General features: G+C 34.8%; 22 protein-coding genes and 1 riboswitch. All 22 genes read right to left on the bottom strand.

The genetic code is table 11. The annotated features are described in order from the left end of the window. Positions 1–67: 67 nt before the first annotated feature. Complete coding sequence (locus DM447_RS16780; RefSeq protein WP_112182332.1) at positions 68–910, bottom strand: carbohydrate ABC transporter permease; 843 nt, start codon at positions 908–910, stop codon at positions 68–70. Beyond that, positions 911–1,867 (bottom strand): carbohydrate ABC transporter permease, encoded by a 957-nt coding sequence (locus DM447_RS16785; protein WP_112182333.1) that lies wholly within the window; start codon positions 1,865–1,867, stop codon positions 911–913. It lies immediately after the preceding gene. Between the two features lie 231 nt (positions 1,868–2,098). Continuing rightward, a complete protein-coding gene (locus tag DM447_RS16790) occupies positions 2,099–3,439 on the bottom strand; it encodes an ABC transporter substrate-binding protein (RefSeq protein ID WP_112182334.1) in 1,341 nt (446 codons plus the stop codon). A gap of 950 nt (positions 3,440–4,389) precedes the next feature. After that, positions 4,390–5,610: a sn-glycerol-1-phosphate dehydrogenase gene (locus DM447_RS16795; protein WP_232824066.1), complete on the bottom strand. Its 1,221-nt coding sequence runs from the start codon at positions 5,608–5,610 to the stop codon at positions 4,390–4,392. Positions 5,611–5,670: 60 nt separating this feature from the next. Then, the gene (locus DM447_RS16800; protein WP_112182335.1) at positions 5,671–7,146 is read right to left on the bottom strand and encodes an alpha-N-arabinofuranosidase; all 1,476 of its coding nucleotides are present in this window, start codon (positions 7,144–7,146) and stop codon (positions 5,671–5,673) included. 30 nt (positions 7,147–7,176) lie between these two features. Continuing rightward, on the bottom strand, positions 7,177–8,469 hold the full coding sequence (locus DM447_RS16805; RefSeq protein ID WP_112182336.1) for a glycoside hydrolase family 27 protein: 1,293 nt from the start codon (positions 8,467–8,469) through the stop codon (positions 7,177–7,179). Between the two features lie 21 nt (positions 8,470–8,490). Continuing rightward, a complete protein-coding gene (gene arfA, locus DM447_RS16810) occupies positions 8,491–9,996 on the bottom strand; it encodes an arabinosylfuranosidase ArfA (protein WP_112182337.1) in 1,506 nt (501 codons plus the stop codon). A 476-nt stretch (positions 9,997–10,472) separates the two neighbouring features. Beyond that, a complete protein-coding gene (locus DM447_RS16815) occupies positions 10,473–11,093 on the bottom strand; it encodes a YesL family protein (protein WP_112182338.1) in 621 nt (206 codons plus the stop codon). A gap of 399 nt (positions 11,094–11,492) precedes the next feature. Beyond that, positions 11,493–12,401, bottom strand: coding sequence for a carbohydrate ABC transporter permease (locus DM447_RS16820; protein ID WP_112182339.1), 909 nt, complete (start codon positions 12,399–12,401; stop codon positions 11,493–11,495). Between the two features lie 33 nt (positions 12,402–12,434). After that, complete coding sequence (locus tag DM447_RS16825) at positions 12,435–13,394, bottom strand: ABC transporter permease (protein ID WP_112182781.1); 960 nt, start codon at positions 13,392–13,394, stop codon at positions 12,435–12,437. A gap of 103 nt (positions 13,395–13,497) precedes the next feature. Then, positions 13,498–15,111 carry an extracellular solute-binding protein gene (locus DM447_RS16830; protein ID WP_112182340.1) on the bottom strand — a complete coding sequence of 538 codons (1,614 nt, stop codon included), beginning with the start codon at positions 15,109–15,111 and terminating at the stop codon, positions 13,498–13,500. Between the two features lie 374 nt (positions 15,112–15,485). Then, entirely contained in the window at positions 15,486–16,601 is a 1,116-nt protein-coding gene (locus DM447_RS16835) for a GntR family transcriptional regulator (protein WP_112182341.1), read from the bottom strand. Positions 16,602–16,827: 226 nt separating this feature from the next. Continuing rightward, entirely contained in the window at positions 16,828–18,315 is a 1,488-nt protein-coding gene (gene araA, locus DM447_RS16840; protein ID WP_112182342.1) for an L-arabinose isomerase, read from the bottom strand. Between the two features lie 43 nt (positions 18,316–18,358). Further along, the gene (locus DM447_RS16845; RefSeq protein ID WP_112182343.1) at positions 18,359–20,017 is read right to left on the bottom strand and encodes a ribulokinase; all 1,659 of its coding nucleotides are present in this window, start codon (positions 20,015–20,017) and stop codon (positions 18,359–18,361) included. Between the two features lie 21 nt (positions 20,018–20,038). Further along, entirely contained in the window at positions 20,039–20,725 is a 687-nt protein-coding gene (araD, locus tag DM447_RS16850; RefSeq protein WP_112182344.1) for an L-ribulose-5-phosphate 4-epimerase, read from the bottom strand. A gap of 333 nt (positions 20,726–21,058) precedes the next feature. Next, positions 21,059–21,394 carry a DUF2680 domain-containing protein gene (locus DM447_RS16855; protein WP_112182345.1) on the bottom strand — a complete coding sequence of 112 codons (336 nt, stop codon included), beginning with the start codon at positions 21,392–21,394 and terminating at the stop codon, positions 21,059–21,061. Between the two features lie 79 nt (positions 21,395–21,473). Beyond that, positions 21,474–22,481, bottom strand: coding sequence for an acrylyl-CoA reductase family protein (locus DM447_RS16860; protein WP_112182346.1), 1,008 nt, complete (start codon positions 22,479–22,481; stop codon positions 21,474–21,476). Positions 22,482–22,503: 22 nt separating this feature from the next. Beyond that, positions 22,504–23,139: a hypothetical protein gene (locus tag DM447_RS16865; RefSeq protein ID WP_112182347.1), complete on the bottom strand. Its 636-nt coding sequence runs from the start codon at positions 23,137–23,139 to the stop codon at positions 22,504–22,506. A 181-nt stretch (positions 23,140–23,320) separates the two neighbouring features. After that, positions 23,321–23,962, bottom strand: a complete 642-nt coding sequence (locus DM447_RS16870) for a queuosine precursor transporter (protein ID WP_112182348.1) — start codon at positions 23,960–23,962, stop codon at positions 23,321–23,323. A 45-nt stretch (positions 23,963–24,007) separates the two neighbouring features. Continuing rightward, positions 24,008–24,505, bottom strand: a complete 498-nt coding sequence (gene queF, locus DM447_RS16875) for a preQ(1) synthase (protein ID WP_112182349.1) — start codon at positions 24,503–24,505, stop codon at positions 24,008–24,010. A 72-nt stretch (positions 24,506–24,577) separates the two neighbouring features. Beyond that, positions 24,578–24,625: riboswitch (PreQ1 riboswitch) on the bottom strand. An 84-nt stretch (positions 24,626–24,709) separates the two neighbouring features. Beyond that, entirely contained in the window at positions 24,710–25,903 is a 1,194-nt protein-coding gene (locus DM447_RS16880) for an acetylornithine transaminase (protein ID WP_112182350.1), read from the bottom strand. Further along, on the bottom strand, positions 25,896–26,696 hold the full coding sequence (gene argB / locus DM447_RS16885) for an acetylglutamate kinase (protein WP_112182351.1): 801 nt from the start codon (positions 26,694–26,696) through the stop codon (positions 25,896–25,898). The genes DM447_RS16880 and argB overlap by 8 nt, the downstream gene beginning before the upstream one ends. Positions 26,697–26,700 lie beyond the last annotated feature (4 nt).

Consider the following 26,700-nt stretch of genomic DNA (forward strand, 5'->3'; position numbering starts at 1 on the left):
AAAAAGACCATAGTTTTCGCATAAAACGAAGCAGAAAACTACGATCTCTTTTAATAATTTATAATCATTATCCTTTTACTCCACCTGAAGTCAGTCCTGCAACGAAATATCGTTGGAAGAATATGAACAATATAATAATCGGAATGATAGTTAACACAGAACCTGCAATTAATATATCATAATTATTACCATACGGTGTTAATAATGTTGCCAAACCAATTGGTAATGTAAACATGCTATTTGAGCGCAATACTAATAATGGCCACAAGAAGTTGTTCCAACTAGCAAGACCTTGTAATATTGCCATCGCAGCCAATGAAGGACCCATTAATGGTAGCATAATTCTGAAAAATATGCCATATTCAGTACTGCCATCAATTCTCGCTGCATCCATCAGTTCCTTCGGTAAACCTAAAGCAAATTGTCTGAAAAAGAATACTGCCACTGGCGCAACGATTAACGGAAGCACTACAGCAAAATAAGTATCTACAATTTGTGCACTTACCATCAATTGGTATAATGGAAGCATCAAAATTTCAAATGGTATCATAAGGATTAACAATACAAGAACAAAGAATAGATTTCTTCCTTTAAACTCGTATACCGCCAATGCATATCCAACCATTGAGGAGAAGAACAATGATAAAATAATTGTCATTCCTGAAATAATTAAACTATTACCATACCAAGACCAGTATTGAGATGCTTCTTGAAAGATGTACGCATAGTTATCAAAATTTAATTTAGTTAAATCGATACTGAAGGAGATACCATCTCTCATTAGATCAGATGATGGTCTAAATGACGAAATCAATAGTCCGATAATTGGAAATAAAGCAATTAAAGAAACAAAAGCAAAACCTATCGTCGCAAGCCACTTTATTCCGTTACCTTTACTTTTCGAGTTCATTTATTCATCACCTCTCTTGAAAGTTCCTGTAAGTATCAAGTATATGATACTAATTACAAATATAATTAACATTAAAACTACACCAATTGCTGAACCAAAGCCCATATCGTTTTGACCAATACCTTGTTGATAAATATAACCAACAACAGTCAAACCAATATTACCTGGTGAACTTGTCTCCCAGAATACAAAACTTTCTTCAAACATCCTAAAACCATTTATTATCGTTATTGTACTAACAAAAATAATAATAGGTTTCAAGTGTGGGATAGTAATGAATCTCATTTTTTGAAATCCACTTGCACCATCTATATCTGCAGCTTCATATAGTTCTGCAGGTATGCTTTGTAACTGTGCAAGAAAATACAGTAAATTAACACCTATCCAGCGCCAAGAGCCAAGTATAACCATTAAAAACATTGCTGACCAAGCTTGATAACGCCAATCTACTGAATCTGCTCCTAATAAACTAACAATCTGATTAGCAACAGAAGAGTCTGTTTCACTAAACATCAAACGGAATATCATACCACCAACAATAGTTGAAGTTAATGCTGGAATAAATAATGATGCCCTGAAAAACGTTTTAAACTTCAAATACTTTGAATCTAGTAAAATTGCTAAAAGCATCGGTACAATTGTTAAAATTAATACCGTTAGTAGAACGTAAATTGAAGTATTCGATAACGCTTTAAAAAAGTTTGCATTAGCGACTCTGGAGTAATTATCTAACCCTATAAACTGTACTTGTCCAGGTAAAATACTTTGGAAACTCATTATTATACCTCGAACAGCAGGGTATAAAGTGAGGATCAAGAAAGATATAATAAAAGGAAAAACAAAAATGTATGGCACCACTTTTTTTGAGTTTAAAAATTTAAAAAACTTGTTAGGTTCTTTAAAGGGCTTCTTGTTCAAATCAGTTGAAACTTTACTTTCGGACAAATTAGAAGACATTTAAAAACCTCCTTTTTTTAAAATTAGAGCAGTATCTCAACTTCACTCTATAACTTAGTAATAGTTAATTTTACAACATGCTAGTATCTTTAATTAATACAACAGTCCTATGAGGTGTCAATTCCTTTTCCGTAGTTTTCCGAGAAGGGTTGAGAGATCACTTTTTACATTTTATATAATAGTGGGAAACAAAAGATATACCTTTTGTCCCCCACTATTTGTTTTTAAATATTACTCAGCTTGCTGATCTCTTACTACATCAGCGGCTGCTTTAAGCGCTTCTTCTGGTGTCTGTGAATCTGTACGTAAAACATTCTGCGTCACATTTGTATGGTACTCACTAATAATATCAGGCGTATTTGCCGTGAAATTCAATGGGTTAATTTCTTCTCTAACCTCTAGCAACATATCAAAGATCCCATCACCGAAATATTGATAATACTTGTTATCTGCTCTTACTTCTTCACTTTCCCATGTATCCCAACGGGGTGGATCAAAACCAAGTTCAGTCCAAAGCGCTATGTTTCCTTCTTCAGAAAGTTTCGCATATGCTAAGAACTCTTTTGCAAGTTCTGTATTTTCAGATTGCTTTGTTACAACGGTACCAGTACCACCCATACCTGCTGAACGATCGCCACCTTCTTCCCATGCCGGTAATGGTCTAATAGCTATTTTACCTTCAAGATCAGGCATGTTGTCCAAGAATCTTCCCATATACCATAATGGAGCTAAAATAGAAGCTGATCCACCTTCAGAGAAATAACCATAAAACTCTTCAGATTGATTCATACCACCTGGCGTTAATTCAGCAATTTCATTCTCATAAATTGCATCTTGCAAGAATTGTAGTGTAGCAACATTCGTTTCATTATCTAATATTACTTCACCATTCTCATCAAAAGCGTCCGATCCTTGTTGTGAAATCATTGGCCACATATCCATTAACCAATCTTCTGTACCTACGTTCCACATTACCGAATCAGTATTGGCTACAACTTGTTCACCAGCTGCAACGAAATCATCCCAAGTTGTGATTGAATCGATATCAACTCCAGCTTCATCCATAATTTCTGTATTATAGTACATTACAGTTGCACCAACATGTGTAGGTAAACCATAGTAGTTACCATCTTGCGCATAGTTTTCAAAACGAGATGATACAGCATTTTCTAAAACCGGTTCCACATATTCATTCATTGGCTCTAACTGTACATCACCTTGTAAGAAGTTAGAAAACTGGCCAATTTCAATATCAGCTATGTCCGGACCACCTTGTCCTGATTGAACTGCAAGTAACAAGTTGTTATGCATTTGTTCAAACGGATATGTTTCCGCATTCAATTTAATTGGTTTATCTGGATTTTCTTCATTCCATCTTTCAGCAGCATCACTATATAAATCCATGTGCTGACCAACAAACGTCCATAAAGTTATTTCAGTAGCGTCTTCAATGTCGTCTCCAACAACTGCAGTTTCTTCTGCATCACCAGAAGCGTCATCATCTCCGCCTCCACATGCCATCAATACGATAGCCATAAGACCAAACAGCAAAAACAGTAAACTTTTCTTCATAAATTTTACCCCCTTATTTTATAAAGCGCTTTCAAACAATGAATAAAATACAAGTTCTTTGTTCTATTCACCTCCAACATAGAATAGATACTATCCAACTAATTGTAAGCATTTTCAATTTTAAATGTTAAATAAAGATTTTATCTCCATAAAAAGATTAACATCTACATGAAAACTTGTCAATGATTTATCGTTATATGTTTTTCTCATATACGTATATGAGAAAAACATTCAATATTTACACACAAAGACTAAGAATTACTTCATTTCTGTATGATTTAAATAGTAATTGCAAGCACTAACATTTACTAAATAATCATGTTGTCATTAGTTAGATAATAGCATTTTTATTAATGGTTGTCAATAATCTTCCAATAATTTTATTAACATATACGTATATGAATTTAAGTTGATAATGTGATTTAGTTATAAAATAGAAATAACAATATCAGCATCATTTATTGCTTTAGAATTTAATTAACGAGTTATTATATTTAAATAGTAATTTCACTCCTTATCATTTATTTTTAACTTAATAAGTGTCGCAAACCCTTTCTTAGTAAACATTATATTACTTACAAAAAGCAGATCAGTGAGCGCCTTTTGATATCATTGAAAGCGCATACTTCATGTCACTAATATATTACACTTATTCGTACATGTCAACAAAATTTTATTAAACGCTACTACTTATTAATATTTCTTTAAAATTAAAAATTACTTATTAAATTTATCATATTTTATAACGGATCTAATCTGTGTTTACCAGAATACAAAAAAATCGCTCGACATATTAGTTTATGCGAACGACTTTTACAAAAATATTCTTGGTTCAAGTTAATCTATGTGCCAGTAATCTTAATTGTTTTGATATATATCATATTGTCATAAGCTAGTCTGATGAATGTATAACACGTAATTACTATGAAGATACCAAAATAACTACACTTCTATCGCTTGATGTTTAGTTTCTCGATCGGGTATTTAATAGTATCCTGTTTTAGGTTGTTTACTAGTAGTAATCCCGTACAGCGATCACGAATGTGCTGTGCTTCGTTTAAACTCGATTGTATCAGCTGATCCGACAAGCCTAATGCATCTGTGGTTGAGGGACCTCCAATGCTATCAAGCATGCTTCTTAATTCTTTAGCTGATGGTAATTCGTCAATCATTAACTTGATTTCAGGCCAGGACTCTATTAATTCTTTTGTATACTTTTTATTGGGATTCAAATCATTTAATTCCAACTGATTTGCCATTTGTTTATATAAGTCTGAAATAATCGCTGTCGCTACACCAACCTTTGCACCATGCAAAAGCTGTTCTGCATCCTTTTGGATTAAATCCATTTCCCAATAATGTGATAAATGATGTTCTCCGCCAGATGCTGGCCTTGAAAAATCTAATATGAGCATGACAAGTCCTGATTCAATTAATGCTTGTATTAATACCTTGATTCCTTCTTCATCATGTGCCGCTATTTTATCTATCTGGTGCACACATGTTTCTAATGATTTTCTTGTCATCTCAGCCGCTATTGAATAATAAGGTTCTTGACCTACTAAATCTGATATTTTCCAATCTAGTAGAGATGTATACTTCCCTAAAATATCACCGAAACCTGCAGCAGTTAGTTCTTCGGGTGCTGCAACTAACACATCTAAGTCAGCGAACACTGCTAATGGCGATGCTGTTTGAATGGTTGTTTTTACACCACGTAATATTAGTGGTGCTCCTTTAGAAGTAAACCCATCAACTGAAGCAGCTGTTGGAATTGAAATAAAAGGTTTTCCCATTTTATTACTCACAAAACGTACCGTGTCATGTATTGTTCCGGATCCAACAGCTAAAAATGCTTGTGCATTAGATGGTGTTTCAACTAATAATTGTACAAGTGCTTCCTCGTTAGCAAGCACTTGACCATGTTGATTTTCTTTTAACAAAACTATTTTATAGCTAATTTTTTCTTTTTCTAAAAGTTTCTCCAATTGTTGACCCGCTGCCTTGTAAGTTGGTTGGTCAACAACCATAACGACTTGTAATAAGTTTTTTTCTTTTAGAAACGGCGCAATTTTTAATAAAGCATTCTTTTCAACCGTAAGTTCGGGAAGCACAATATCTTCCACGCCGACTTCCTTCATTAACTGATGCATCTGTATTGGGATTTCCATATTTATTCCTCCTCTATAAGACAAGAAGTCGATAAGGAAGATCCCTATCGACTTAACTTTCTATTTTACATGCAAGACAACAACAGACATTGCTGGTAATTCAATTGTCACTTTATCTTCGTTAACTTTTATAGCCTTGAAGTCAACAGGTTTAATTTTATCTGGGTTTTCAAACGAATTATAATCATTCATTTTTTCCGAAGTAACCACTTCGCCTGTTACATCCGAAAAGTCTACGCCGCGTAAGTCTAAATCTAACGTTACCTTTTCATCTTTATCTAAATTACACAAACTAATATTAACAACACCATTTGCCTTCGAAGCAGAGGCACTTACTTGTGGATATTCTTTTCCATCAATCTCAAGCATTTTCGTATCAATATCCAAAGCGATTCGCTCAGCGTCTTGGTGAACTTTATACATATTAAAAATATGATAAGTTGGTGTTAATAGCATTTTATCTTCTTCCGTTAAAACCATTGCTTGAATAACGTTTACCATTTGTGCAATATTAGCCATTTGAACACGCTCATTGTGATTATTAAATATATTTAATGTCACACCTGCAATCAATGCATCACGTACTGTGTTTTGTTGGTACAAGAAACCAGGATTAGTTCCAGGTTCTACATCATACCAACCACCCCATTCGTCTACAATTAAATGCACACGTTTTTCAGGGTCATACTTATCCATAATTGTACTATGTTTTTCAATTAACTCTTCCATATAGACAGTTTTCTGCATGGACACTTCCCATTCGGTTTCAGAGAAATTTGTAGCTGATCCCTTATTTTCAAATCCGCCTGGATGTACATAATAGTGTAAGCTTAAACCATCCATTAAATGTGTCGCATCACGCATTAACACTTCAGTCCAATTATAGTCATCTACGTTCGGTCCACCAGCAATTTTAAAGATTTTATTATCGCCATAGTTACGTACGTACGTTTGAAAACGTCGATACAAATCTGCGTAGTATTGCGGACGCATGTTACCACCACAACCCCAATTTTCATTCCCTACACCAAAGTACGTTAGTTTCCATGCTTCTTCTTTTCCATTTTCTTTACGCCAATTAGCCATTGGCGATTCTCCATCAAATGTCATGTATTCAACCCACTCTGACATTTCTTGAACTGTTCCACTTCCTACATTTCCGTTAATATATGGTTCTGTTTCAAGTAGATCACATAACATCATAAATTCATGTGTCCCAAAATGGTTATTCTCTACAAGACCACCCCAGTGCGTGTTAACCATACGTTTTCTTCCTTCACGTGGTCCAATTCCGTCTTTCCAATGATACTCATCAGCAAAGCAACCACCAGGCCAACGAAGAATAGGGATATTCAATTCTTTTAATGCATGAAGTACATCATTACGAATTCCATTTGTATTTGGAATCGGCGAGTCTTCCCCTACCCATAAACCTTCATAAATACATCTACCTAAGTGCTCAGAAAATTGACCATAAATATTTTTATTTATAATTCCTCTTGACACATCTGCATTGACAACAACTTTCGTTTCCATTTAAGCACCTCATTATTATTTATTAAAAATTTAAGCTACTGTTACTTTTAGCAGTATCGCTGCATGCGGACGAAGTTCAAAAGATATTTTATCATGAGCTACGTTCACCTCATTTTCTTCCCATAAGTCTTCTATTTGCAGAACATCTTTTCCGTTGATTTCTAATTCGTTCCATGTTACAGCTATATCTGTTTTTATTTCACCTATATTAAAAAGTGCAACATAGATCAAACCGTCTGAACCTCTAGTAGTCCAAGTTACCTTTTCATCTTCCCTGTAGACCTGACGCGCATTATAGCTAGTTTGATACATGTGTAGCACTTTTTTGTTTGTTAACAAGGAATTAGTAAATGTATCATTATCCCTTAATTCGCCACCAAACATTAGTGGAGAACGAAAAATCATCCACAATGTCATCATCGTGATCTGTTCATCTTTCGTAAACCTAGTATAGCGATCACTAGCACCACCATCTACAGATCGAATCCCAATATGTCCTAATGGTAGCATATCAGCATCAGGCCAATGACCTGGCCCTGCATTCTTACTCCACTTATAGCAACGATCAAACATGTCATAAAGCGGTGGCCACATATCCCAAAAATCATCCGTCATACGCCACATATTTGCATTCTCTTCTAATAAACTAGCATTTTCTAATGATGCAGGACCTGGTGATAGACTCAATACCATCGGACGTCCACATCGATCAATGGCTTTTCGAATCATTTTAATCTCATCGACGTGTGCTCCATATATTTTCGAATCGGCGATATCATCCACTTTAACAAAGTCCACATTCCATTCTACATATAACTGGAACAGCGAATCGTAATAGGCTTGCGCACCTTCTTTAGTATGATCTATCCCATACATATCTGTGTTCCACGGGCAAATGGAATTCGGCTTTGCGATTTCTCTAGCCGTTACATTCGTACCTAAAAGATTAGTATCTTGATGAACAGCTTGTCGCGGAATACCACGCATAATGTGAATTCCGAATTTCAAACCGAGATCGTGTATATAATCCGCAAGTGGCTTGAATCCCCTTCCAGCTGCTGAAGACGGAAAGCGGTTCTCAGCTGGAATTAAACGTGAATACTGATCCATTTTAAGCGGAATAAACGGACGATAAGCAGAGGATACTGCACCTGATTCTGACCACTGAATATCTACAACAACATATTCCCATCCAGAATCTTTTAAGTACGTAGCCATATAATCGGCATTACCTTTTACTTCTTCTTCTGTAACAGTTGCACCATAACAATCCCAACTGTTCCAACCCATCGGTGGAGTCATTGCATATTGATGATGTTTCATAAGCAGATCACCTTTTATTATTTATTTTTTCAAACGAATAACATTCCATGACGCCTTACCTAGTAATGCCGATAGTGAACCATCGCTCAGTTTAGATTCCTTATTAAAATTAGGAGAAACAGCTTGATGTGATGCCGTATTAACTGCTTTCATATCATCATTCTCCAAAACAATATGCTCAACTAATTGATAATCTTCAAAACTTCTAACATCTATATCTATTGGAATAGATGATTCTAGATGTTTATTAACTATGAAAATAGTTACTTCTTCCTTCTCTTCATTGTAAACAGCTGCACTATCAATATAAGGTACGTCTGTAAAGTCCTTACTGTCATATTTAGGTGAGGTTAAGATTGGTTTTAACGAGAAACCTCTTCCATAGATAGAAGCATGCATGTACGGATAAAAGATAGTCTGCTTCCAAGATCGACCATTATTTTCTGTCATAATTGGAGCGATTACATTAACCAACTGTGCTAAACATGCCATTTTCACACGATCGGCATGTTGTAAAAATGTAATTAACATACTTCCCACTAGTAAAGCATCTTCAAAATTATAATGATCCTCTAATTGTGGCGGAGCGATTGACCACGGTTCAATTTTTTTATCTGCATCATTTGAATGATACCAAACGTTCCACTCGTCAAAGCTTAGATTAATAGATTTTTTGCTACGATGTTTTGCTTTAATATAATCACATGTTGAAATAACCGTTTTAATAAAATGATCCATATCCATGTTTTTAGCTAAGTAATTTGCTGTATCGTTTGAACGATTTCCGTAGTATTGATGTAATGAAATATAATCAATTTCATTGTAAGCAATATCTAATGTCGTTGCTTCATATTCAGGAAATGTTGGCATTCCTGTATTCGAGCTACCACAAGCAACCAGCTCAATAGAAGGATCTACTAGTTTCATTGCCTTTCCTGTTTCTTGAGCAATACGACCATATTCATATGCTGTTTTATGTCCAACCTGCCATGGTCCATCCATTTCATTACCTAAACACCATGTTTTAATGTTATGGGGTTGCTCGTAACCATGCGATCTTCTTAGATCACTATAATAGGTTCCACTAGGGTGATTTGTATATTCTAATAAATTACGCGCAGCATCAATTCCTCTTGTTCCAAGGTTGACTGCCATCATCACATCTGAATTAGCTTTCTTAGCCCAATCCACAAATTCGTTGGTTCCCATTTCATTTGTTTCTGTTGTTCTCCACGCAAGCTCTAAACGTCGTGGACGATCCTTTTTAGGGCCTACTCCATCCTCCCAGTTATAAGCAGAAACCATATTCCCGCCTGGATAACGTACAATTGGAACTTGTAGCTCTTTTACTAGTTCTATTACATCTTTTCTAAAGCCTTGCTCATCTGCTTCGGGATGCCCAGGTTCATATATACCTCCATAAACCGCGCGTCCTAAATGTTCAATAAAAGAACCATAAATTCTTTCATCTACTTTTGCAATTTGATAATTCTTATCTAGTATCATTTTCGCTTTATTCTTACTCATGGTAACCTAGCTCCTTTTAATAAAATTGAGAATACAATTACTTTATAAATGAAATCAAACCCAACTGTATACGCTTACAAATAAGTAAAATTACTTTTTTGAGTTACAAACAGTTATAAGCTGTCTATATCTACGTTACACTTTTCATAATAGGTAACACACATTTTATTAAAACGTACGTATATATTTCAACATTTTCATTATATATAGTTATCAATGTTTTATCAACAGTTTTACTTTAATTTAATAAAATTTCGCGATAGTTTATAACGTTCTTGGGAGAGTTGACGAGTTAAAAAGTCCTTTTAAAAGAGCTCGTCACACAAAAACATTGGTGTACATAAATTGATTGGCATCCTATTATGTAAGGGTTAAAACTATGAACTAAAAATAACACAGTAGATATAACAAAAGTTTATCCCATTCCCCAAAATGAGGTTTACGATAAACTCTGGTAACCATAAACTACTATTAAATTAATTACCATCGCTAATAGGAGTTTTTTGAGAAAATGATTTCGAAGCAATTTTCATTGCAAAAAAGCCAAAAATACTAATACCGAAAACAGGAATTAATCCAGATATTTTTTGATACATATATGCTAATACAATAAAACCTAACAATAAAAAGACAGTTTGAAGAGGTTTAGCTAAAACTAAAATAATTGAATACTTAAAGTACTCTAATATTTTTAATTCATAATGTGAAAAGATGGGGAATAGATAGAAATTTATTAAAGCATATATTACTAAAATAACATACAAAGAAATAGTTATTATTTGATTGAGTATCGAGCTGTCTAATTGTTGTATAACCCTTATATCAATAATTAAGACAAAACCAATCACTAAAGAGATATAGCCTATAATGTTTGATTTTATAAGAGAAGTTTTATAGCCTTCCCAAAAAGTTTTGAATATTGGTGTATCTTCAGATTCTATTATTAGCTTTCTTAATACATTAAACATAGCAGCAGTAGCTGGAAAAACCCCTACAATAATTAAACCGAGTAAAGAAAAGAAAAACCAAAGTAAGTTAAGGTAAAATAATTTTAATCCTAATTCACCAATACGAATATACCATTCAAAACCGCCCATATATAACCCTCCTGCCTGTAATGGAAAACATGTTGTTTGACTAATTAAAACATAAGTTACAAACAAAATATACAAGTCTAATGAAAAGTGATATACCCCTCATTTTATATAATGCTTTTAATTATTTCTTTTAAAAAATAGTATTCTTATAAGCTACCGCCCACAAAAACTTCTTACACGATTATCCTATACGCACAAGATATCATCAGTAGAACTTAGAGTCAACGAGCTGAGGCTAAATGGATTTACAATTAACGGAAAATTCAGCCCATTGCCTATTATATGACCTCCATCTTACTCTAAAGCGATACACATTATTATTAGTCTCTCATCTAATTGTGTTCTTATAATTAATAATAGCTATCTAATTTTATAGATAGCTATATCTTTTCAGCCTTATTAACCTTTTACAGAACCGATCATAACACCTTTCTCAAAGTACTTTTGAATAAGCGGGTATAATATTAAGATTGGGAGAGATGAAACGATAATTACACCATATTTAATTTGGTCAGCATACCTTTGTGCATAACCTCCGCCAGTACCACCACTACCAGCTCCTTCCTGGAATACTTGGTTAGAAAGTAGTATATCCCTTAAAACAATCTGTAGTGGTTGCAAATTATAATCTCTAATATAGATTAACCCTGTAAAGAAGTCATTCCAATGCCAAACTAAGTAATACAAACCTATTACAGATATAACCGCTTTAGAAAGAGGTAATACTATTTTCCAAAAGAATTTAAAGTGTGAACATCCATCAATGGAAGCTGCCTCAAACATTTCTTTAGGTATTGTACTTTCAAAAAATGTCCTCGTTATTATAAGGTTAAAGATATTAACTGTTAATGGATTAAATATAAAAACCCACATTGTATCAATAATACCTATATCCTTCATTAATAGATAAGTAGGGATTAAACCACCATTAAAAAACATTGTAAATATAAAGAAAAACATTAACGGTCGTCTAGCTCGGAATTCTTGTCTTGAAAGAACATACGCTGCTGGCAATGTTAATAATAGATTAACAAAAGTACCACCCACAGCATATATTAGTGTGTTTCTATAACCTATCCATATTCGAGAGTCCTGAAAAATCTCTTGATATCCAAATAAACTAAAACCTTTAGGAAATAGTAACACTTGACCTGTTGATACAAGCGTTGAATCACTTACTGATGCTATAACAATGAAATATAGTGGATACGCAACCACTAAAAACATTAAAATTGCCAGTATATAAACAACAACATCAAAAATTATATCTGATTTTTTTCTTTTTTTTATTTTTTCCAGAAGTTTCATTGTATTTTCCTCCTTGCCATGTAAGGGTAAGTCCTACCATAAACTGATTTTGAAGAACCTCTTAGCAATATAGTTCATAAGCAATAGTAATGAGAAGTTTATTAGGGTATTAAATAAACCAATAGCTGCCGCATAACTAAACTGATTAGAAATGATACCAATCTTATACACATAGGTTTCAATAACCTCAGATACTGGTAAGTTTAGTGAATTCTGCATTAAAAATATTTTCTCAAAACCAGTACTTATAGCTGTACCCATATTTAAAATCAACAAAATGATTATCGTCGGGACAATTGCAGGGAGTTCAACATTCTTAATTATTTGCCATCTACTTGCTCCATCTACTTTAGCCGAATCATAAAGTTGTGGATCAACACTAGATAAAGCTGCTAAATAGATAATACTGTTCCACCCTACATGTTGCCAAACATCAGATAAGACATAAACAGGTACAAAAGCTTTAACAGAAGCTAATAAATTTGTATCTTCAAAACCAAACGCACTTACTGCAAGACCTATTAATCCATTATTAGGAGATAACAAAACATTTAGTAAACCTACTAATACAACAATTGAAATGAAGTGTGGTAAATATACTGTTGTTTGTAAAATCTTTTTGCCTTTTTTCCAAGTAATTTGATTGATTATTAACGCTAAAATTATCGGAGCTGGAAAACCGATTATAATTGTAGTTAAACTGATTAATAATGTATTTCGTAATAGGTCCCAAAACATATGACTATTAATGAATTGTTCAAAATACTTTAATCCTACCCACTCTCCACCAGTTAATCCAGCAGTGAAATCATACTCTCTGAAAGCCAATTGAATACCATACATGGGAATATAATTGAATATAATCACTACTATTATTGCAGGTAAGATAAGCAACCATAATTGATAATCTTCTACTATCGTTTTAAAGAAATTCTTTTTCTTCTTAGGACTAATACTAGTTGGTTGACTGACTTCTTTCGCACTTTCACTCATAAAGGCCATACCAATTCTCCTTTACTTTAAAGGGATGTCGTACTAGCGACATCCCTTTGTTATTATTACAAAACATCAAATGAAATTCTCGTTATATTATTATTTAATTAGATTTATAATCATCATAATAACTTTGAATAATTTCATTATTATTCGGAAGACCAATTTTATTCATTTCATTTACATAGTCATCCCACTGATTCTCAATCCCGCCAGTTGTAATCCATTCGCCGAATTTAGTAATTCCCAGATTCATCAAATCCGTATTGACTAAAGCCATCTGATTATTATCTTCATCACTATACTTCAAGAACATTCCTGGCAATACATTATTATCTACGTCTAACGATTCAAATGTTTCAATAAATGGTCCTTGTTGTTCACCTACAGCTTTCATATCAGTCCCTAATTCTACCTCTAGAGTATCCGAAACAAACATTGGCCCATTATCTGCCCATGTTGATGTCCATTTCCATGTACCTGGATCCATTGTTTCGTCTGCAGGAGGAAGTACTTTATATGAACCTTCACTGACCTCTTCAATATTTGTTCCCATAGAACCAAACAACACTTGAAGACTTACCTCAGGATCATATATCTCATTAATGAATCTCATAGCAGCTTCTTTATTAGCTGTCTGTGATGACATAGCTAGAAAGTTAATACCATAATTTAATTCATTATAATCATACGTCCAACTAACTTCCCCATCATAATCTTCTGACATTTTCATTGGTGCAAATGTTTCATATTGATCAGCAATTTCTAATCCAAATCTATCCGTCCGTTCCCAACCAAACGTGTAGCCAAGCTTCGCTACATCCCCTTCTCCACGTGCCAATGACTGATATTTTGTATAATCCTGTGTAAATACTTCTTCATTTATCAGACCGCTATCATATAACTTATGCAAAAACATAACGACTTCTTTATAACGCTCATCAGTAAAGAAGTTTTTCACTTCTCCATCTTCTAAGAAATAACCTTGACCACCGCCACCAGTAATGGTCATTCCTGTACTACCCAATAATACAGTTGGATGAAAGAAACCAAATCCAGCTGTAGCTACTGGTGCAAAATCCATTGCAATCTCATCATTAGGGTCGCCATTTCCATTAGCATCTTCTTGATCAAAAGCTAATAATACATCATATAATTCATCCCAGTTCGTAGGTGTTTCTAACCCTAAGTTATCCAACCATTGCTGATTTATAAATTGCATTGTTGCTGTCTCGGGCCAAAACTGTTGATACTTCGGAAGACCAAATATCTCTCCGTCTTTTTGAAGCGATAATGCTTCTGTAAGCGGTTGTTCATCAAACATAGCTTGAACATTAGGACCACCTTCTGCAATTAATGGAGATAAATCCTCAAAGAGACCAGTGAATTTTGCGAAATCCGCATCTGTAATTACATTAGGACCAATTAATAGATCTGGGATATCACCACCAGCTAACATTGCACCTTTTTTCTGATCCCAATCAGCTGTTACCTCTTCCCACTCTATTTCCACTCCTGCTCGTTCTTCTGCCTCTTGCAACCACTCTATGTCCTCTAAATCTTTCGTCAGCGGGTGCTTTGTAATTAGAGCAGTCAGTTTAACTTTTCCGTCTTCCGTTGTTTCGGCCTCTTTTGTTTCGTCATCGCCGTTACAGGCAACTAAAATAATGAAAAGTAATAATGACAAACTAATTAATAAGACTTTAGAAATTTTCATAGACATTTCCTCCTAATATTAAACTGTTTTTTTGCAATGCATTTACGACCCTATTCAGAAGGGTTATCCGCTAAACTAGTATCCTGTATGATAATAGAATTAGAACAATCATATTGAGTATATGGTAGCGGTTTCAAAATTTGGGTATTCATTACCTCCAACAACTTACTTATAAAAGTACTTATAAGATTATACGTATATGTTATTGTCTTTATTACATTTTCATTTTAAAATTTTATACAGTTTTTTTTGGAAAACCTAAAATTACAAACAAAGTTTATAAAAATGATTAAGACCCTTTCCTATTTCAATTGAACATAAAAAAGCAGCGATATATGCATATTTTGCATTATCGCTGCTTTTAATTAAATAATTTATTCATTTTTTTTCGTTGAATTTCTAATAATTAACTCAGGTTCAAAAACAATTGATTCTATTGAATCTTTTGACTTATTTGGATTTCCCTTAACCTCTTTAACAAGTTCTAAGATGACTTCTGCTGCCTTTTCGCCCATTTTAGTTAACGGATGTTTTACTGTAGTCAATTTCACTTCAGAAACTTCAGCTAGGAATGAATTATCAAAACCTACAAGCGATATATCTTCTGGTACTCGTAGATTCTTTTGACGTAACACGTCCAATAGAGCGATTGCTAGTTGATCGTTATAACAAACAATTGCTGTTGGACGATCCCCATTTGATAGGGACAATAATTTTTCCAATTCTTCAAATGGTTTAGTTGCCTTCTCTTCTGTTTTATAGGTCACAATGTTATTTGGGTTTATGGGCAATTGATTTGCGCGATGTGCTTTTAAGTAACCTTTCATTCTTTTCGTTCCCTGAATATCATCATTTTTGAAAAAACCTACAATATTATTATGCCCTAAATTAATCAGGTGTTCTGTCTGAATCTGACCACCCTTTTCATCATCCAAGGTAATGCTAAGAGGCTCTAATTCATCATAATAGGCATTAATCATAATATAAGGTATATTTTGACGTTCTAAATTTAAATAATAATTAATATTCGGATTCGAAATTGCACTTCTTGTCGGTTCAATTATGACTCCTTCAAAATGCTGTGTTAATATTTTTTCTAAGAATCGTCTTTCATTTTCATGATCATTATTCGTACTAAAAAGACTAACATGATAACCATGTTCGCTTAAATAAGATTCCGCTCCTCGGATTATTGAAGGGAAAATGTAGTCAGAAATATACGTTGTAATGATTGCAATATTTTTTTGATTTTTTACCGCACTCACGGTTTCTTCCTTCGATCGATCAGCACAAAATGTACCTGCGCCTTGCTCGCGATAGAGCCATCCCTGGCTAACCAACTCACCAATAGCTAATCGAACAGTATGACGACTAACGTTAAACTGTTTCATCAATTCACTTTCCGAGTTAATCTTTTGGTGCGGCTGAAATGTTCCATCCAGTATTTTCGACTTAATTGCTTGCTTAACTATATTGTACTTTGTTTGCATAATTACACCTCATACATCTAATGAACTTATTCGTATATGCCAATCTTAACAATTATAACATTGATTAATAGATTAGGACTAATTATTGAAATACCTAAATAACTTTTTTGATCTCATGGAATAGTACAGCTCATTATTCCATGCTATTCTATCAAATCAAAATTTCTTCTTTGAGAATAAAATGTAGCAGAGATTCACCTAAGTAAATCTCTGCCCATCCATTCATTTATCTACGGAACGCTATTTCATTCCATTTTAATTCATTTTTAAATTGACGTAATTTTGTATCTTCATCGATGACAACACATTCTATTTTTGCCATTTCAGCAAAATCACACAGTTGTTCTGTTGTGACCTCAAATGATAGAACAGTATGATGTGCTCCACCGGCATAAATCCATGCCTCTGTTGCTTCGCTTAATGATGGTTGTGGTTTCCATAGCACTTTCGCTACCGGTAAATTTGGCGTTTCCTTTTCAGGTTGTTCTGCCTTCACTTCATTAATTACTAAGCGGTAACGTCCACCTAATTCTATTAATGATGCATTGACAGCATCTCCACCTTTCCCATCGAATACAAGACGAGCTGGATCTTCTTTACCACCAATACCTAGCGGACTAACAACCATTTTTGGTTTTGTCGCAGCAATAGTAGGACAAACTTCTAACATGTGTGAACCAAGAACCATTTCATTACCAGGTTCTAAGTGATACGTGTAGTCCTCCATAAAGGACGTGTTTTTGTTACCAGCTATAATCTTCATAAAACGTAATAATGCAGCTGTTCTCCAATCACCTTCTCCAGCAAATCCGTAACCTTCCGCCATCAAACGTTGTGCTGCAAGTCCAGGCAACTGTTTCATACCATGAAGATCTTCAAAATTCGTTGTAAATGCGTTATAATTTCCTTTTGCTAAGAATGATTTCAAACCTAATTCAATACGTCCTTGATATAAAATAGAATCACGAACAGCACCTGGTTCTGCGGCTTCTGCAGGCAAGTCATAAAGTTCTTGATATTCCTTATATAGTTTATCAAGATCGGCATCTGTAACCTGATTCATTTCTTCTACTAGATCACCTACACCATAATAGTCTACTACCCAACCGAACTTAATTTGCGCTTCTATTTTATCTCCATCAGTTACGGCAACATTACGCATGTTGTCACCAAAACGTGCTACACGAATATTGGATCCATCTGCAACTGCAATAGCCGTTTGCATCCATCCTGCAATTTTCTCTACTACTTGCTTGTTTTCCCAATGACCGACAACCACTTTACGAGCGATATCAAGTCTTGTTCCAATATAACCATATTCACGATCACCATGTGCCGCTTGGTTTGTGTTCATAAAGTCCATGTCGATTGTTTCCCATGGAATATCACGATTGTATTGTGTATGAAGATGTAATAATGGCGTCTGTAAAGCCTGCAATCCTGCAATCCATGATTTCGCAGGCGAGAAAGTATGCATCCATGTGATAATACCTGCACAATTCTCATCTGCATTTGCTTGCATAGCAAGTTTATGAATATTATCTGATGTTGTTAATACTTCTTTAAATGCAATATTAAAGGGCAATGTACCTGCGTTATTTAGACCTTCTACAACTTTTTTCGAATTGTCCTCTACTTCTTTTAGCGTTTCTTCCCCATATAACGGCTGACTTCCTGTAACAAACCAAAATTCGTACGGTTTAGTTTTTAACATATTCTCTCTCCTCCAATTGATCTTTTTGTTTTTTAAAAAACGCCTAACGGATAGCTTTCAATCGTTTCATTACGTTATTCTCTCCACGGCCAAAGTAGTCATGAAGCTTTACATATTCTTGATACAACTTATCGTAAATTACTACATTCTCTGGTATAGGAACAATCACATCTTCTTTAATACGGGCCATTTTTTCAGCAGCTTCTACCGCAGATTTATAACCGCCATTTTCCACTCCAGCAGCAACAGCACCAAACATCGCTGCACCTAAAGCAGGTGTTTGTATAGAATCTGCAACCTTTATTGTTCGATTTGTTACATCTGCATATATTTGCATCAGCAATTGATTCTTTTGCGGTAAACCTCCACATACATACAACTCATCGACTGGAACACCATTGTTATGGAAGTTGTCTATGATCTCTCTTGTACCAAATGCTGTTGCTTCCAATAAAGTTCGATATATTTCTTCTGGTTTAGTTTGAAGTGTCAAACCAACAATTAAACCACTTAGCTCGGCATCTACCAATACGGATCGGTTACCATTCAACCAATCAAGTGCTAACAAGCCTGTTTCTCCCGGTCTGTATGCATGAGCCTTTTGCTCTAAATATTGATGAACAGTCAGACCAACCCGATTAGCTTCCTCTTGCACGTAAGCAGGAACCGCATTAGCCACAAACCATGCAAAAATATCACCTACCGCTGTTTGTCCCGCTTCATAACCAAAGTAATTCGGTATAATACCATCCTCTACAACTCCACATATACCTTCTACTTCTATTTCTTCTTCACCTAACACCAATGTACAAATAGAAGTACCCATTGTCATGACCATTTCCCCTGGTGAAGTAACACCCATTGCAGGTACGGAGACGTGTGCATCTACGTTTCCTACTGCTATCGCTATCCCTTCTTTTAAACCAGTTTTCTTAGCCATTTCACCTGTTAATCCACCTGCTTTTGTACCAAGTGGAACTACCTCACCGCGTAATTTCGTTTCTGCGAGATATTCTAGACGTGGATCCAATGCTTTGAAAAAATCATTGCTTGGGTAACCATCTTTTTTATTCCATATAGATTTATAACCTGCGGCACAACTATTCCGAATTAAATTTCCTGATAATTGTGAGACAATCCAATCTGTAGCTTCAACGAATTTATCTGCTTCTTCATATACCTCTGGTGCTTCATCAAGTATTTGCCATATCTTAGCAATCATCCACTCGGATGATGTTTTGCCACCATAGCGCGCTAAAAATGTTTCGCCTCTTTGCTTTGCTATTTCATTTAATTTATTAGCTTTATCTTGAGCTGCATGATGTTTCCACAGTTTCACCCAGCTATGAGGATTATTTTCCCATTTTGGATTAAAAGATAAAGGTTGATTATTAACATCCACAGGCAACATTGTACAAGCGGTAAAATCAATACCGATACCTATAACATTTTGTGGATCTACACTCGACTCTCTTAATACTGTGGGAATTGATGTTTCTAAAACTTCTAAATAATCTTGTGGATGTTGTAGCGCCCATTCATAGCCTAATTTTTCACCAGAAGTTGGTAATGTATCGTTAATAACCCCATGTCTATAATGTGTGATATGGTCATTAATTTCCCTACCCGTAGCAAGTGACACTAACACCGCTCGGCCTGATTCCGTGCCATAGTCAACACCTATTGCATATTTCTCTGTCATATGGAAGTTGGATCACCTCCTTTATTGGCCATAATAGGCGTCTTTACCATGTTTTCTTAGATAGTGTCTATCCAATAAAACTTGTTGCATATTTGGCGTATTGGGATTAATTTGATAGGTGTGTAATGCCATTTTGGCTACTTCCTCTAACACCACTGCATTATGCACTGCTTCTGCTGGGTCTTTACCCCAATTAAAAGGTGCATGACTATGAACTAGTACACTCGGCACTGCAAGTGGGTCCACATGTCTAAATGTCTCAACAATTACATTTCCAGTTTCTAATTCATACTCGCCTTTAATTTCATCTTCTGTCATACGTCTTGTGCATGGAATTGACCCATAAAAGTAATCAGCCTGAGTCGTGCCTAAAGCAGGAATACCTGTACCAGCCTGTGCCCAACTTGTCGCCCATGGTGAATGGGTATGGACAACTCCACCAATCCCAGGGAAATTCTTGTATAAAACAAGATGTGTAGCTGTATCAGAAGACGGCTTTTTATTTCCTTCTACAATATTTCCATCTAAATCGACAACAACCATGTCATCTGCCGTTAATTCTTCGTAAGGCACACCACTAGGTTTAATGACCACTAATTTTTCTTTTTTATCGTAACCGCTTACATTCCCCCAAGTAAAAGTGACTAATTGATGTTTGGGTAATGCTAAGTTTGCTTCAAGCACTTGTTCCTTTAATGCTTCTAACATAATTTAGTCAACACCTTTCATTATGAAATTAGTTTTATACGTAGATTTCAATCATTTAATCTTATAGTAATATAATTTGTACGTACAATCAATATATATTGTGTTATTTTTATAAATTAATTTTAAAAAGGTCAGTTTAAATTAAAAAAACCGCATAACAAAAGGGATTAGCGACTTAAAATTAATTAGCCTTTTTTATCTATTATATATTGCTTATAATAAATATATATAAAGTCCATACAAGTTATGTATTAAATTTATTATTTTTATAAACAACTTTAAAGATTAAAATAACAGAAAATCCAACTCTATTAGAGTTGGATTTTCTGTTATTTAGTTATTCTTTTTATGTGTCTTCTTTGGTCCTTGCCAATTTGGAACAAACCCATCTTCCTGCATCTTTTTCATATACATATCTAAGTGTTCTTCCATTTTAGTAGCATCTTCTTCTGATAAGACACCAAATTCTTCATACTTTGCAACAATTCCTTTTCTTTGGTTAACCAAATCTTCATACATTGTTTTTAATTCTTTGGTTTGTTGTTCATTTAATTCAACATCTTCGAATTTTGGTTTTGGATGATCTTTCTCTGCTCCGACTATCGTAGCACCAAACCCAAGCATAATCATCGAAAAAACTAATAGAAGCAAACCTTTACGTATTTTCATATTCAGTCATTCCTTTCTTAATTTACTATCAAACTTAGTGTTATCAATAATTAAGAAAGTATACTTTTATTTGTAGCAATTATTTTGTTGCGACTTTAACTATCGTTCTACCTAAAGCTTTTCCTGCAATCAAAGTTGGTAACTCATCTGCTAATTGGTCCAAACCTATTTCTTTATTCAAAATAATTTCTAATATATCTTTGTTTGGTTTTAAGTCGGTTGCAACTCGATCCCAAATCTCTTTTCTTCCGTTCATCGGAAAATTAACAGAGTCGATACCAATTAGGCTTATACCGCGTAAGATAAATGGATAAACGAATGTTGGAACTTCTACACCACCCGTTAATCCACTAACAGCTACCCCACCATCATAGTGCAGTTTACTTAAAATAGAAGCTAATGTCTTTCCACCAACAGGATCAACTGCTGCTGCCCATTGGGGTTTCGCTACGGCGTGAACTTCTCCATCGAAAACGGCTTCGCGAGTAATTACTTCCTCGGCACCAAGCTTCTTCAAAAAGTCAGTTGCCTCGGATTTACCAGTGCTTGCAGCGACGTTATAACCTTTGTGAGCTAACATAGCAACTGCTATGCTTCCTACACCTCCAGTAGCACCTGTTACGAGTACTTGTCCTTTATCTGGGGTTAATCCATTCTTCTCTAGACGATCAATTGATAGTGCTGCGGTAAAACCAGCTGTACCAAATAACATTGCGTCCTTCATTGAAAGTCCATTTGGTAACGGAAGTACCCATTCTGATCCTACACGCGCATATTCACTATAGCCACCATCATGTGTGACACCTATCCCATAACTCGTAGCAATAACATGATCACCTTCTTCAAATTGATCATCAGCAGACTCGACAACTTCACCAACTAAATCAATTCCAGGAATCTGAGGATAGCTTTTCACAATAACACTATCATTTGTATTAGCCATTGCATCTTTATAATTGATACTAGAATAATGTACTTTAATAAGTACTTCTCCTTCTGGTAAATCATTTGTCGTTAATGTTTTTACGCTTCCTGTAACCTTCTCGTTTTCTTTTGTTAGTTGATATGCTTTAAATGTTTTTGTCATTTATTATTTTACACTCCTTCTATTATGATACATTTGTTTTTTTGAACGCTTTTTCTTTTACTTTCTTAATCCACATTGCTTCTGTTACGTAATTGAAGACTAAACTAATTACAAAACCATGTATCATGACACCTATAATGGTAATGAAGACAAGAATAGTATGGCCTACGATTGTTTCTGGAGAAAAGGCTGCTTTACCAAAAAAGGTAACTGCAGTTATAACACTAATACCCGCTTCTTTCATGTTAATAATTCCTGGTTCTACAACCACCATAATTGCCATCATAAAAATTAAAGATACAAAAATAATTACTGAAGTTAAGCCATAATGTTGTTTCTTTAGAAATGCTACAAAAGGCATCGTATAATATTTTGTAATTGTTTTTAAACGTAGCAGATGCAGAATACGTGCAAAACGCGCTACTTGAAATACGGCGTCTAATGGGATTGCGGCTACTAATAAGAATGGATTGCGCTTTAAAAAGTCCAACTTATTTTGACTTTTATATATACGGTATACGAAGTCCACAAAGAATATAGCCCATGTGATCCAAACAATATAACTGGTGTACGGGAGATCAGTCCATAATGTTGCAATGGATAACGTCGCCAGAATTACCATAAAACCTTCATACACTATTTTTTTTGAGAACATCATCTATACTCTCGCTTCCCTCCTATCCTATACTCTATCAAAAAAACGCACAGAATCAGAGTAATTGGATTTGTCTATTTATATCATGTTACTAAATTAAGGACATTGTGTGAAATCATAAGAATGTAATTTATAGCTATAGAAAAACCAGCACCCCTTATAAGGAAGGAGTACTGGTTTTCTATTAACCAACTTTTATTTCAGATGATGATGGTACTTGTTTTGCTTGCTCCTTCTTCGCTAAACGAACTAGTAAATATGCGATAGGTGTATCAGCAATTGCTACTATAAATTTAAAGAAATATTGTGTGAAAATCATCCCAATTAGAACAGTGGTGGGTACTGTTCCTATAAATGCAACAACGATAAAAATAATGGTATCTAACAATTGACTTGAAATGGTTGATAAGTTATTACGTAACCATAATTTTTTCTCACCATGTTGTTTTTTTAGACGATGAAAAATAGACACATCGATATGTTGACTAACGACATACCCTAATAGACTGGCAATCATAACGCGAAAACTTCCGCCTAATATTGCTTCAAATTCAGCTTGCATTCCAAAGGCAGACGCAGCTGGTAAGTGTATTGCTATAAACACGAAAACCAGTGCCACGACCTGTGTAAAAAAACCTGCTCGTACTGTTTTCATCGCCGCTTCTTTTCCATAAACTTCACCAATAACATCGGTGATAAGATAAGTAACAACGTATACAATTGCAGCTGCAGGTAAGATAAACTCACCAATGCTAAATAATTTAACAGAAATAATATTTGATAAAATTAATAGTCCAACAAATAATGCATTCAAATAGACAAACATATCTTCTCTCCTAACTTATTTAAGGAGATTCTTAGCTAACCCTCATTAGCGATTATCAACTTTTTCTGGATACATATCGTGATTCATTAAACGGTGATCTGCTATTTCTTCAAACTTTGTCCCTTTTTTGCCATAATTACAATATGGATCAATCGAGATACCACCTCTTGGGGTAAATTTACCCCATACTTCTATATATCTCGGATCCATTAAATCTATCAAGTCATTCATAATAATGTTCATACTGTCTTCATGAAAATCACCATGGTTACGAAAACTAAATAAATATAATTTCAATGATTTACTTTCAACCATTTTCTCACCTGGAATATAACTAATATATACGACACCAAAATCAGGTTGATGCGTTTTTGGACACAACGTTGTAAATTCAGGACAATTGAATTTAACAAAGTAGTCACGATTTGGATGTTTATTATCAAATGTTTCTAATACATCAGGTGTATAGTCAAATGCATATTTCGTCTCTTGATTCCCTAATAACGAAAGATCTTGTAAGTCTTCATCTCTTCTTCCAGCCATCTGGCTAACCTCCCTTTTTACATATACATTAAAAAAAGCCCATCCCGATAAGGATATGGCTTTTGTAGTCATATGTCCTTAGTTTTTTATAGAGGGTTTGTTGCTAAGAACCTCTCCCATTATAGAACGGAATCGTATCCATTTACTCGGACTATTATATAGAGCGTGGAGCAAGATGTCAACGTTTTGACTTTCATATAGATACTAAGCCATTTCTTCAAATAATTTATCTAGAATAACAATTGCTTGATCTATTTCTTCTTTGTTTGTAGTGATTGGTGGAAGGATTCGAATAACCCTTTCTCCAGCTATGACAATAAGTAATTGATGCTCTTCACGAGCCTTCGTAACATAATCAATTGCTTTTCCAGTAACTTCAATTCCAATTAAAAATCCTTTTCCTCTTATATTGCTTATATTATCATACTTGGCGCTTAATTCTTCTAATTTCAACCAAAGATATTCAATTTGCACATTAGATTTCTCAAGTAAACTCGTACCTGATAATTCTGTTATCGTTGCTAAACCAGCTGTAGTTGCTAGTGGATTCCCACCAAATGTACTACCATGGGAGCCTGCTTCAAATGCTTTTGCCACATGTCCTTTCGCAATTAAAGCACCAATCGGAAATCCAGATCCTAATCCTTTTGCGACACTAATTACATCTGGTTCAAACCCATATTGTTGATAGGCAAACAGTGTTCCCGTACGTCCCATGCCTGTTTGAATTTCATCAATCATAATAAGAACATCATTTTCTTTACATAATTGAACGATTTTATCAACCCAAGCTTGATCAGCGGGGATAACGCCACCCTCGCCTTGAATTAGTTCTAGCATAACTGCACATGTCTCAGGATGGATTAGGTCTTCTAATGCAGCCATATCATTATAAGGCAAATAACGAAAACCTGGCATCAATGGTTGAAAGCCTTCCTGAATTTTTTCTTGTCCAGTTGCGGATAGTGTCGCTAATGTACGGCCATGAAAGGATTGATTAAATGTAACAACCTCAAAGGCTTTGTTTTGCTTTACTTTTTGTGCATAACGTCTAGCAATTTTTATCGCTGCTTCGTTTGCTTCCGCTCCACTATTGCAAAAGAAAACTTGATCACCAGAACTATTTTCCACTAATTTTCTTGCTAGCGCTTCTTGTGATGGTATCTGATATAAATTGGAGCAGTGCCATAGATTCCCCAACTGATTTTCTACTGCCTCTTTAACTGCATCTGGGACATGCCCTAAATTACAAGTAGCAAGTCCTGCCGTATAATCCAAGTATATTTTATCCTTATCATCCCAGACATAACTTCCCTTTCCTTTGGTTAATGTGATTGGAAAACGATTATATGTTGGCATTATTGCTGACATTTGGGTTGTAGAACTTGTTTCAGACATGACTAATCTCCTCCAATCGAATTCTTGTACCTACGTCTTTGCCATCGATAAAATCAAGTAAAGCTTGTGCATCCATGCCATTAACAATAGCAACTTCTGGCACATTTTCTGCAAGTGCTGCTAATGCCGCTTTCACTTTAGGAATCATTCCGCCTTGAATGACATTTGTAGCTATTAACGATTCAATTTGGATCTTATCCGTATGGTGCAATGTAACTTTCTTATCATTCTCTTCGATATAAATTCCAGGAATATCGCTAATAAAACATAGTTTAGCTTTTAATGCTTGTGCTATTGCAGCTGCTGCCGTGTCTGCATTGATATTATAACGTTGTCCCGCTTCTCCAATAGCAATTGGCGAAACAACTGGAATATAACCTTGCGCAATAACGCTGTGTAATAAATCAACATTGACATGATCAACTTCACCAACGTAGCCAAGACCCTTATCTTGTTTTACTTCTACAGCGTGCAAGAGATTACCATCGACACCACTCATCCCAAACGCCAAAGCATCCTCTTGTATCAAATTACGAACAATTTGTTTATTCACAGAGCCGCTTAAGACCATCTCAACCACATCTAACACTTCAGTAGTTGTTACACGTAAACCATTCACAAACGTTGTAGCAACGTCCATTTGCTTCAGACGAGAGGAAATTAGCGCGCCACCACCATGAACAATAATTGGTTGCACCTTTTCATCTGCTTGAATGCTAGCAATATTTTGATAAAAAGCTTGTGGAAGCTGATCAACAATACTTCCACCACATTTAATTATGATATACTCCATTTTT

Source organism: Paraliobacillus zengyii (assembly GCF_003268595.1).
In the GTDB taxonomy this organism is placed as follows: domain Bacteria; phylum Bacillota; class Bacilli; order Bacillales; family Amphibacillaceae; genus Paraliobacillus_A; species Paraliobacillus_A zengyii.

Bases quoted from the DNA above. Each gene is read 5' to 3' on its own strand.
- DM447_RS16780 (WP_112182332.1), bottom strand. From the start codon at position 910: ATGAACTCGAAAAGTAAAGGTAACGGAATAAAGTGGCTTGCGACGATA.
- DM447_RS16785 (WP_112182333.1), bottom strand. From the start codon at position 1,867: ATGTCTTCTAATTTGTCCGAAAGTAAAGTTTCAACTGATTTGAACAAG.
- DM447_RS16790 (WP_112182334.1), bottom strand. From the start codon at position 3,439: ATGAAGAAAAGTTTACTGTTTTTGCTGTTTGGTCTTATGGCTATCGTA.
- DM447_RS16795 (WP_232824066.1), bottom strand. From the start codon at position 5,610: ATGGAAATCCCAATACAGATGCATCAGTTAATGAAGGAAGTCGGCGTG.
- DM447_RS16800 (WP_112182335.1), bottom strand. From the start codon at position 7,146: ATGGAAACGAAAGTTGTTGTCAATGCAGATGTGTCAAGAGGAATTATA.
- DM447_RS16805 (WP_112182336.1), bottom strand. From the start codon at position 8,469: ATGAAACATCATCAATATGCAATGACTCCACCGATGGGTTGGAACAGT.
- arfA (WP_112182337.1), bottom strand. From the start codon at position 9,996: ATGAGTAAGAATAAAGCGAAAATGATACTAGATAAGAATTATCAAATT.
- DM447_RS16815 (WP_112182338.1), bottom strand. From the start codon at position 11,093: ATGGGCGGTTTTGAATGGTATATTCGTATTGGTGAATTAGGATTAAAA.
- DM447_RS16820 (WP_112182339.1), bottom strand. From the start codon at position 12,401: ATGAAACTTCTGGAAAAAATAAAAAAAAGAAAAAAATCAGATATAATT.
- DM447_RS16825 (WP_112182781.1), bottom strand. From the start codon at position 13,394: ATGAGTGAAAGTGCGAAAGAAGTCAGTCAACCAACTAGTATTAGTCCT.
- DM447_RS16830 (WP_112182340.1), bottom strand. From the start codon at position 15,111: ATGAAAATTTCTAAAGTCTTATTAATTAGTTTGTCATTATTACTTTTC.
- DM447_RS16835 (WP_112182341.1), bottom strand. From the start codon at position 16,601: ATGCAAACAAAGTACAATATAGTTAAGCAAGCAATTAAGTCGAAAATA.
- araA (WP_112182342.1), bottom strand. From the start codon at position 18,315: ATGTTAAAAACTAAACCGTACGAATTTTGGTTTGTTACAGGAAGTCAG.
- DM447_RS16845 (WP_112182343.1), bottom strand. From the start codon at position 20,017: ATGACAGAGAAATATGCAATAGGTGTTGACTATGGCACGGAATCAGGC.
- araD (WP_112182344.1), bottom strand. From the start codon at position 20,725: ATGTTAGAAGCATTAAAGGAACAAGTGCTTGAAGCAAACTTAGCATTA.
- DM447_RS16855 (WP_112182345.1), bottom strand. From the start codon at position 21,394: ATGAAAATACGTAAAGGTTTGCTTCTATTAGTTTTTTCGATGATTATG.
- DM447_RS16860 (WP_112182346.1), bottom strand. From the start codon at position 22,481: ATGACAAAAACATTTAAAGCATATCAACTAACAAAAGAAAACGAGAAG.
- DM447_RS16865 (WP_112182347.1), bottom strand. From the start codon at position 23,139: ATGATGTTCTCAAAAAAAATAGTGTATGAAGGTTTTATGGTAATTCTG.
- DM447_RS16870 (WP_112182348.1), bottom strand. From the start codon at position 23,962: ATGTTTGTCTATTTGAATGCATTATTTGTTGGACTATTAATTTTATCA.
- queF (WP_112182349.1), bottom strand. From the start codon at position 24,505: ATGGCTGGAAGAAGAGATGAAGACTTACAAGATCTTTCGTTATTAGGG.
- DM447_RS16880 (WP_112182350.1), bottom strand. From the start codon at position 25,903: ATGTCTGAAACAAGTTCTACAACCCAAATGTCAGCAATAATGCCAACA.
- argB (WP_112182351.1), bottom strand. From the start codon at position 26,696: ATGGAGTATATCATAATTAAATGTGGTGGAAGTATTGTTGATCAGCTT.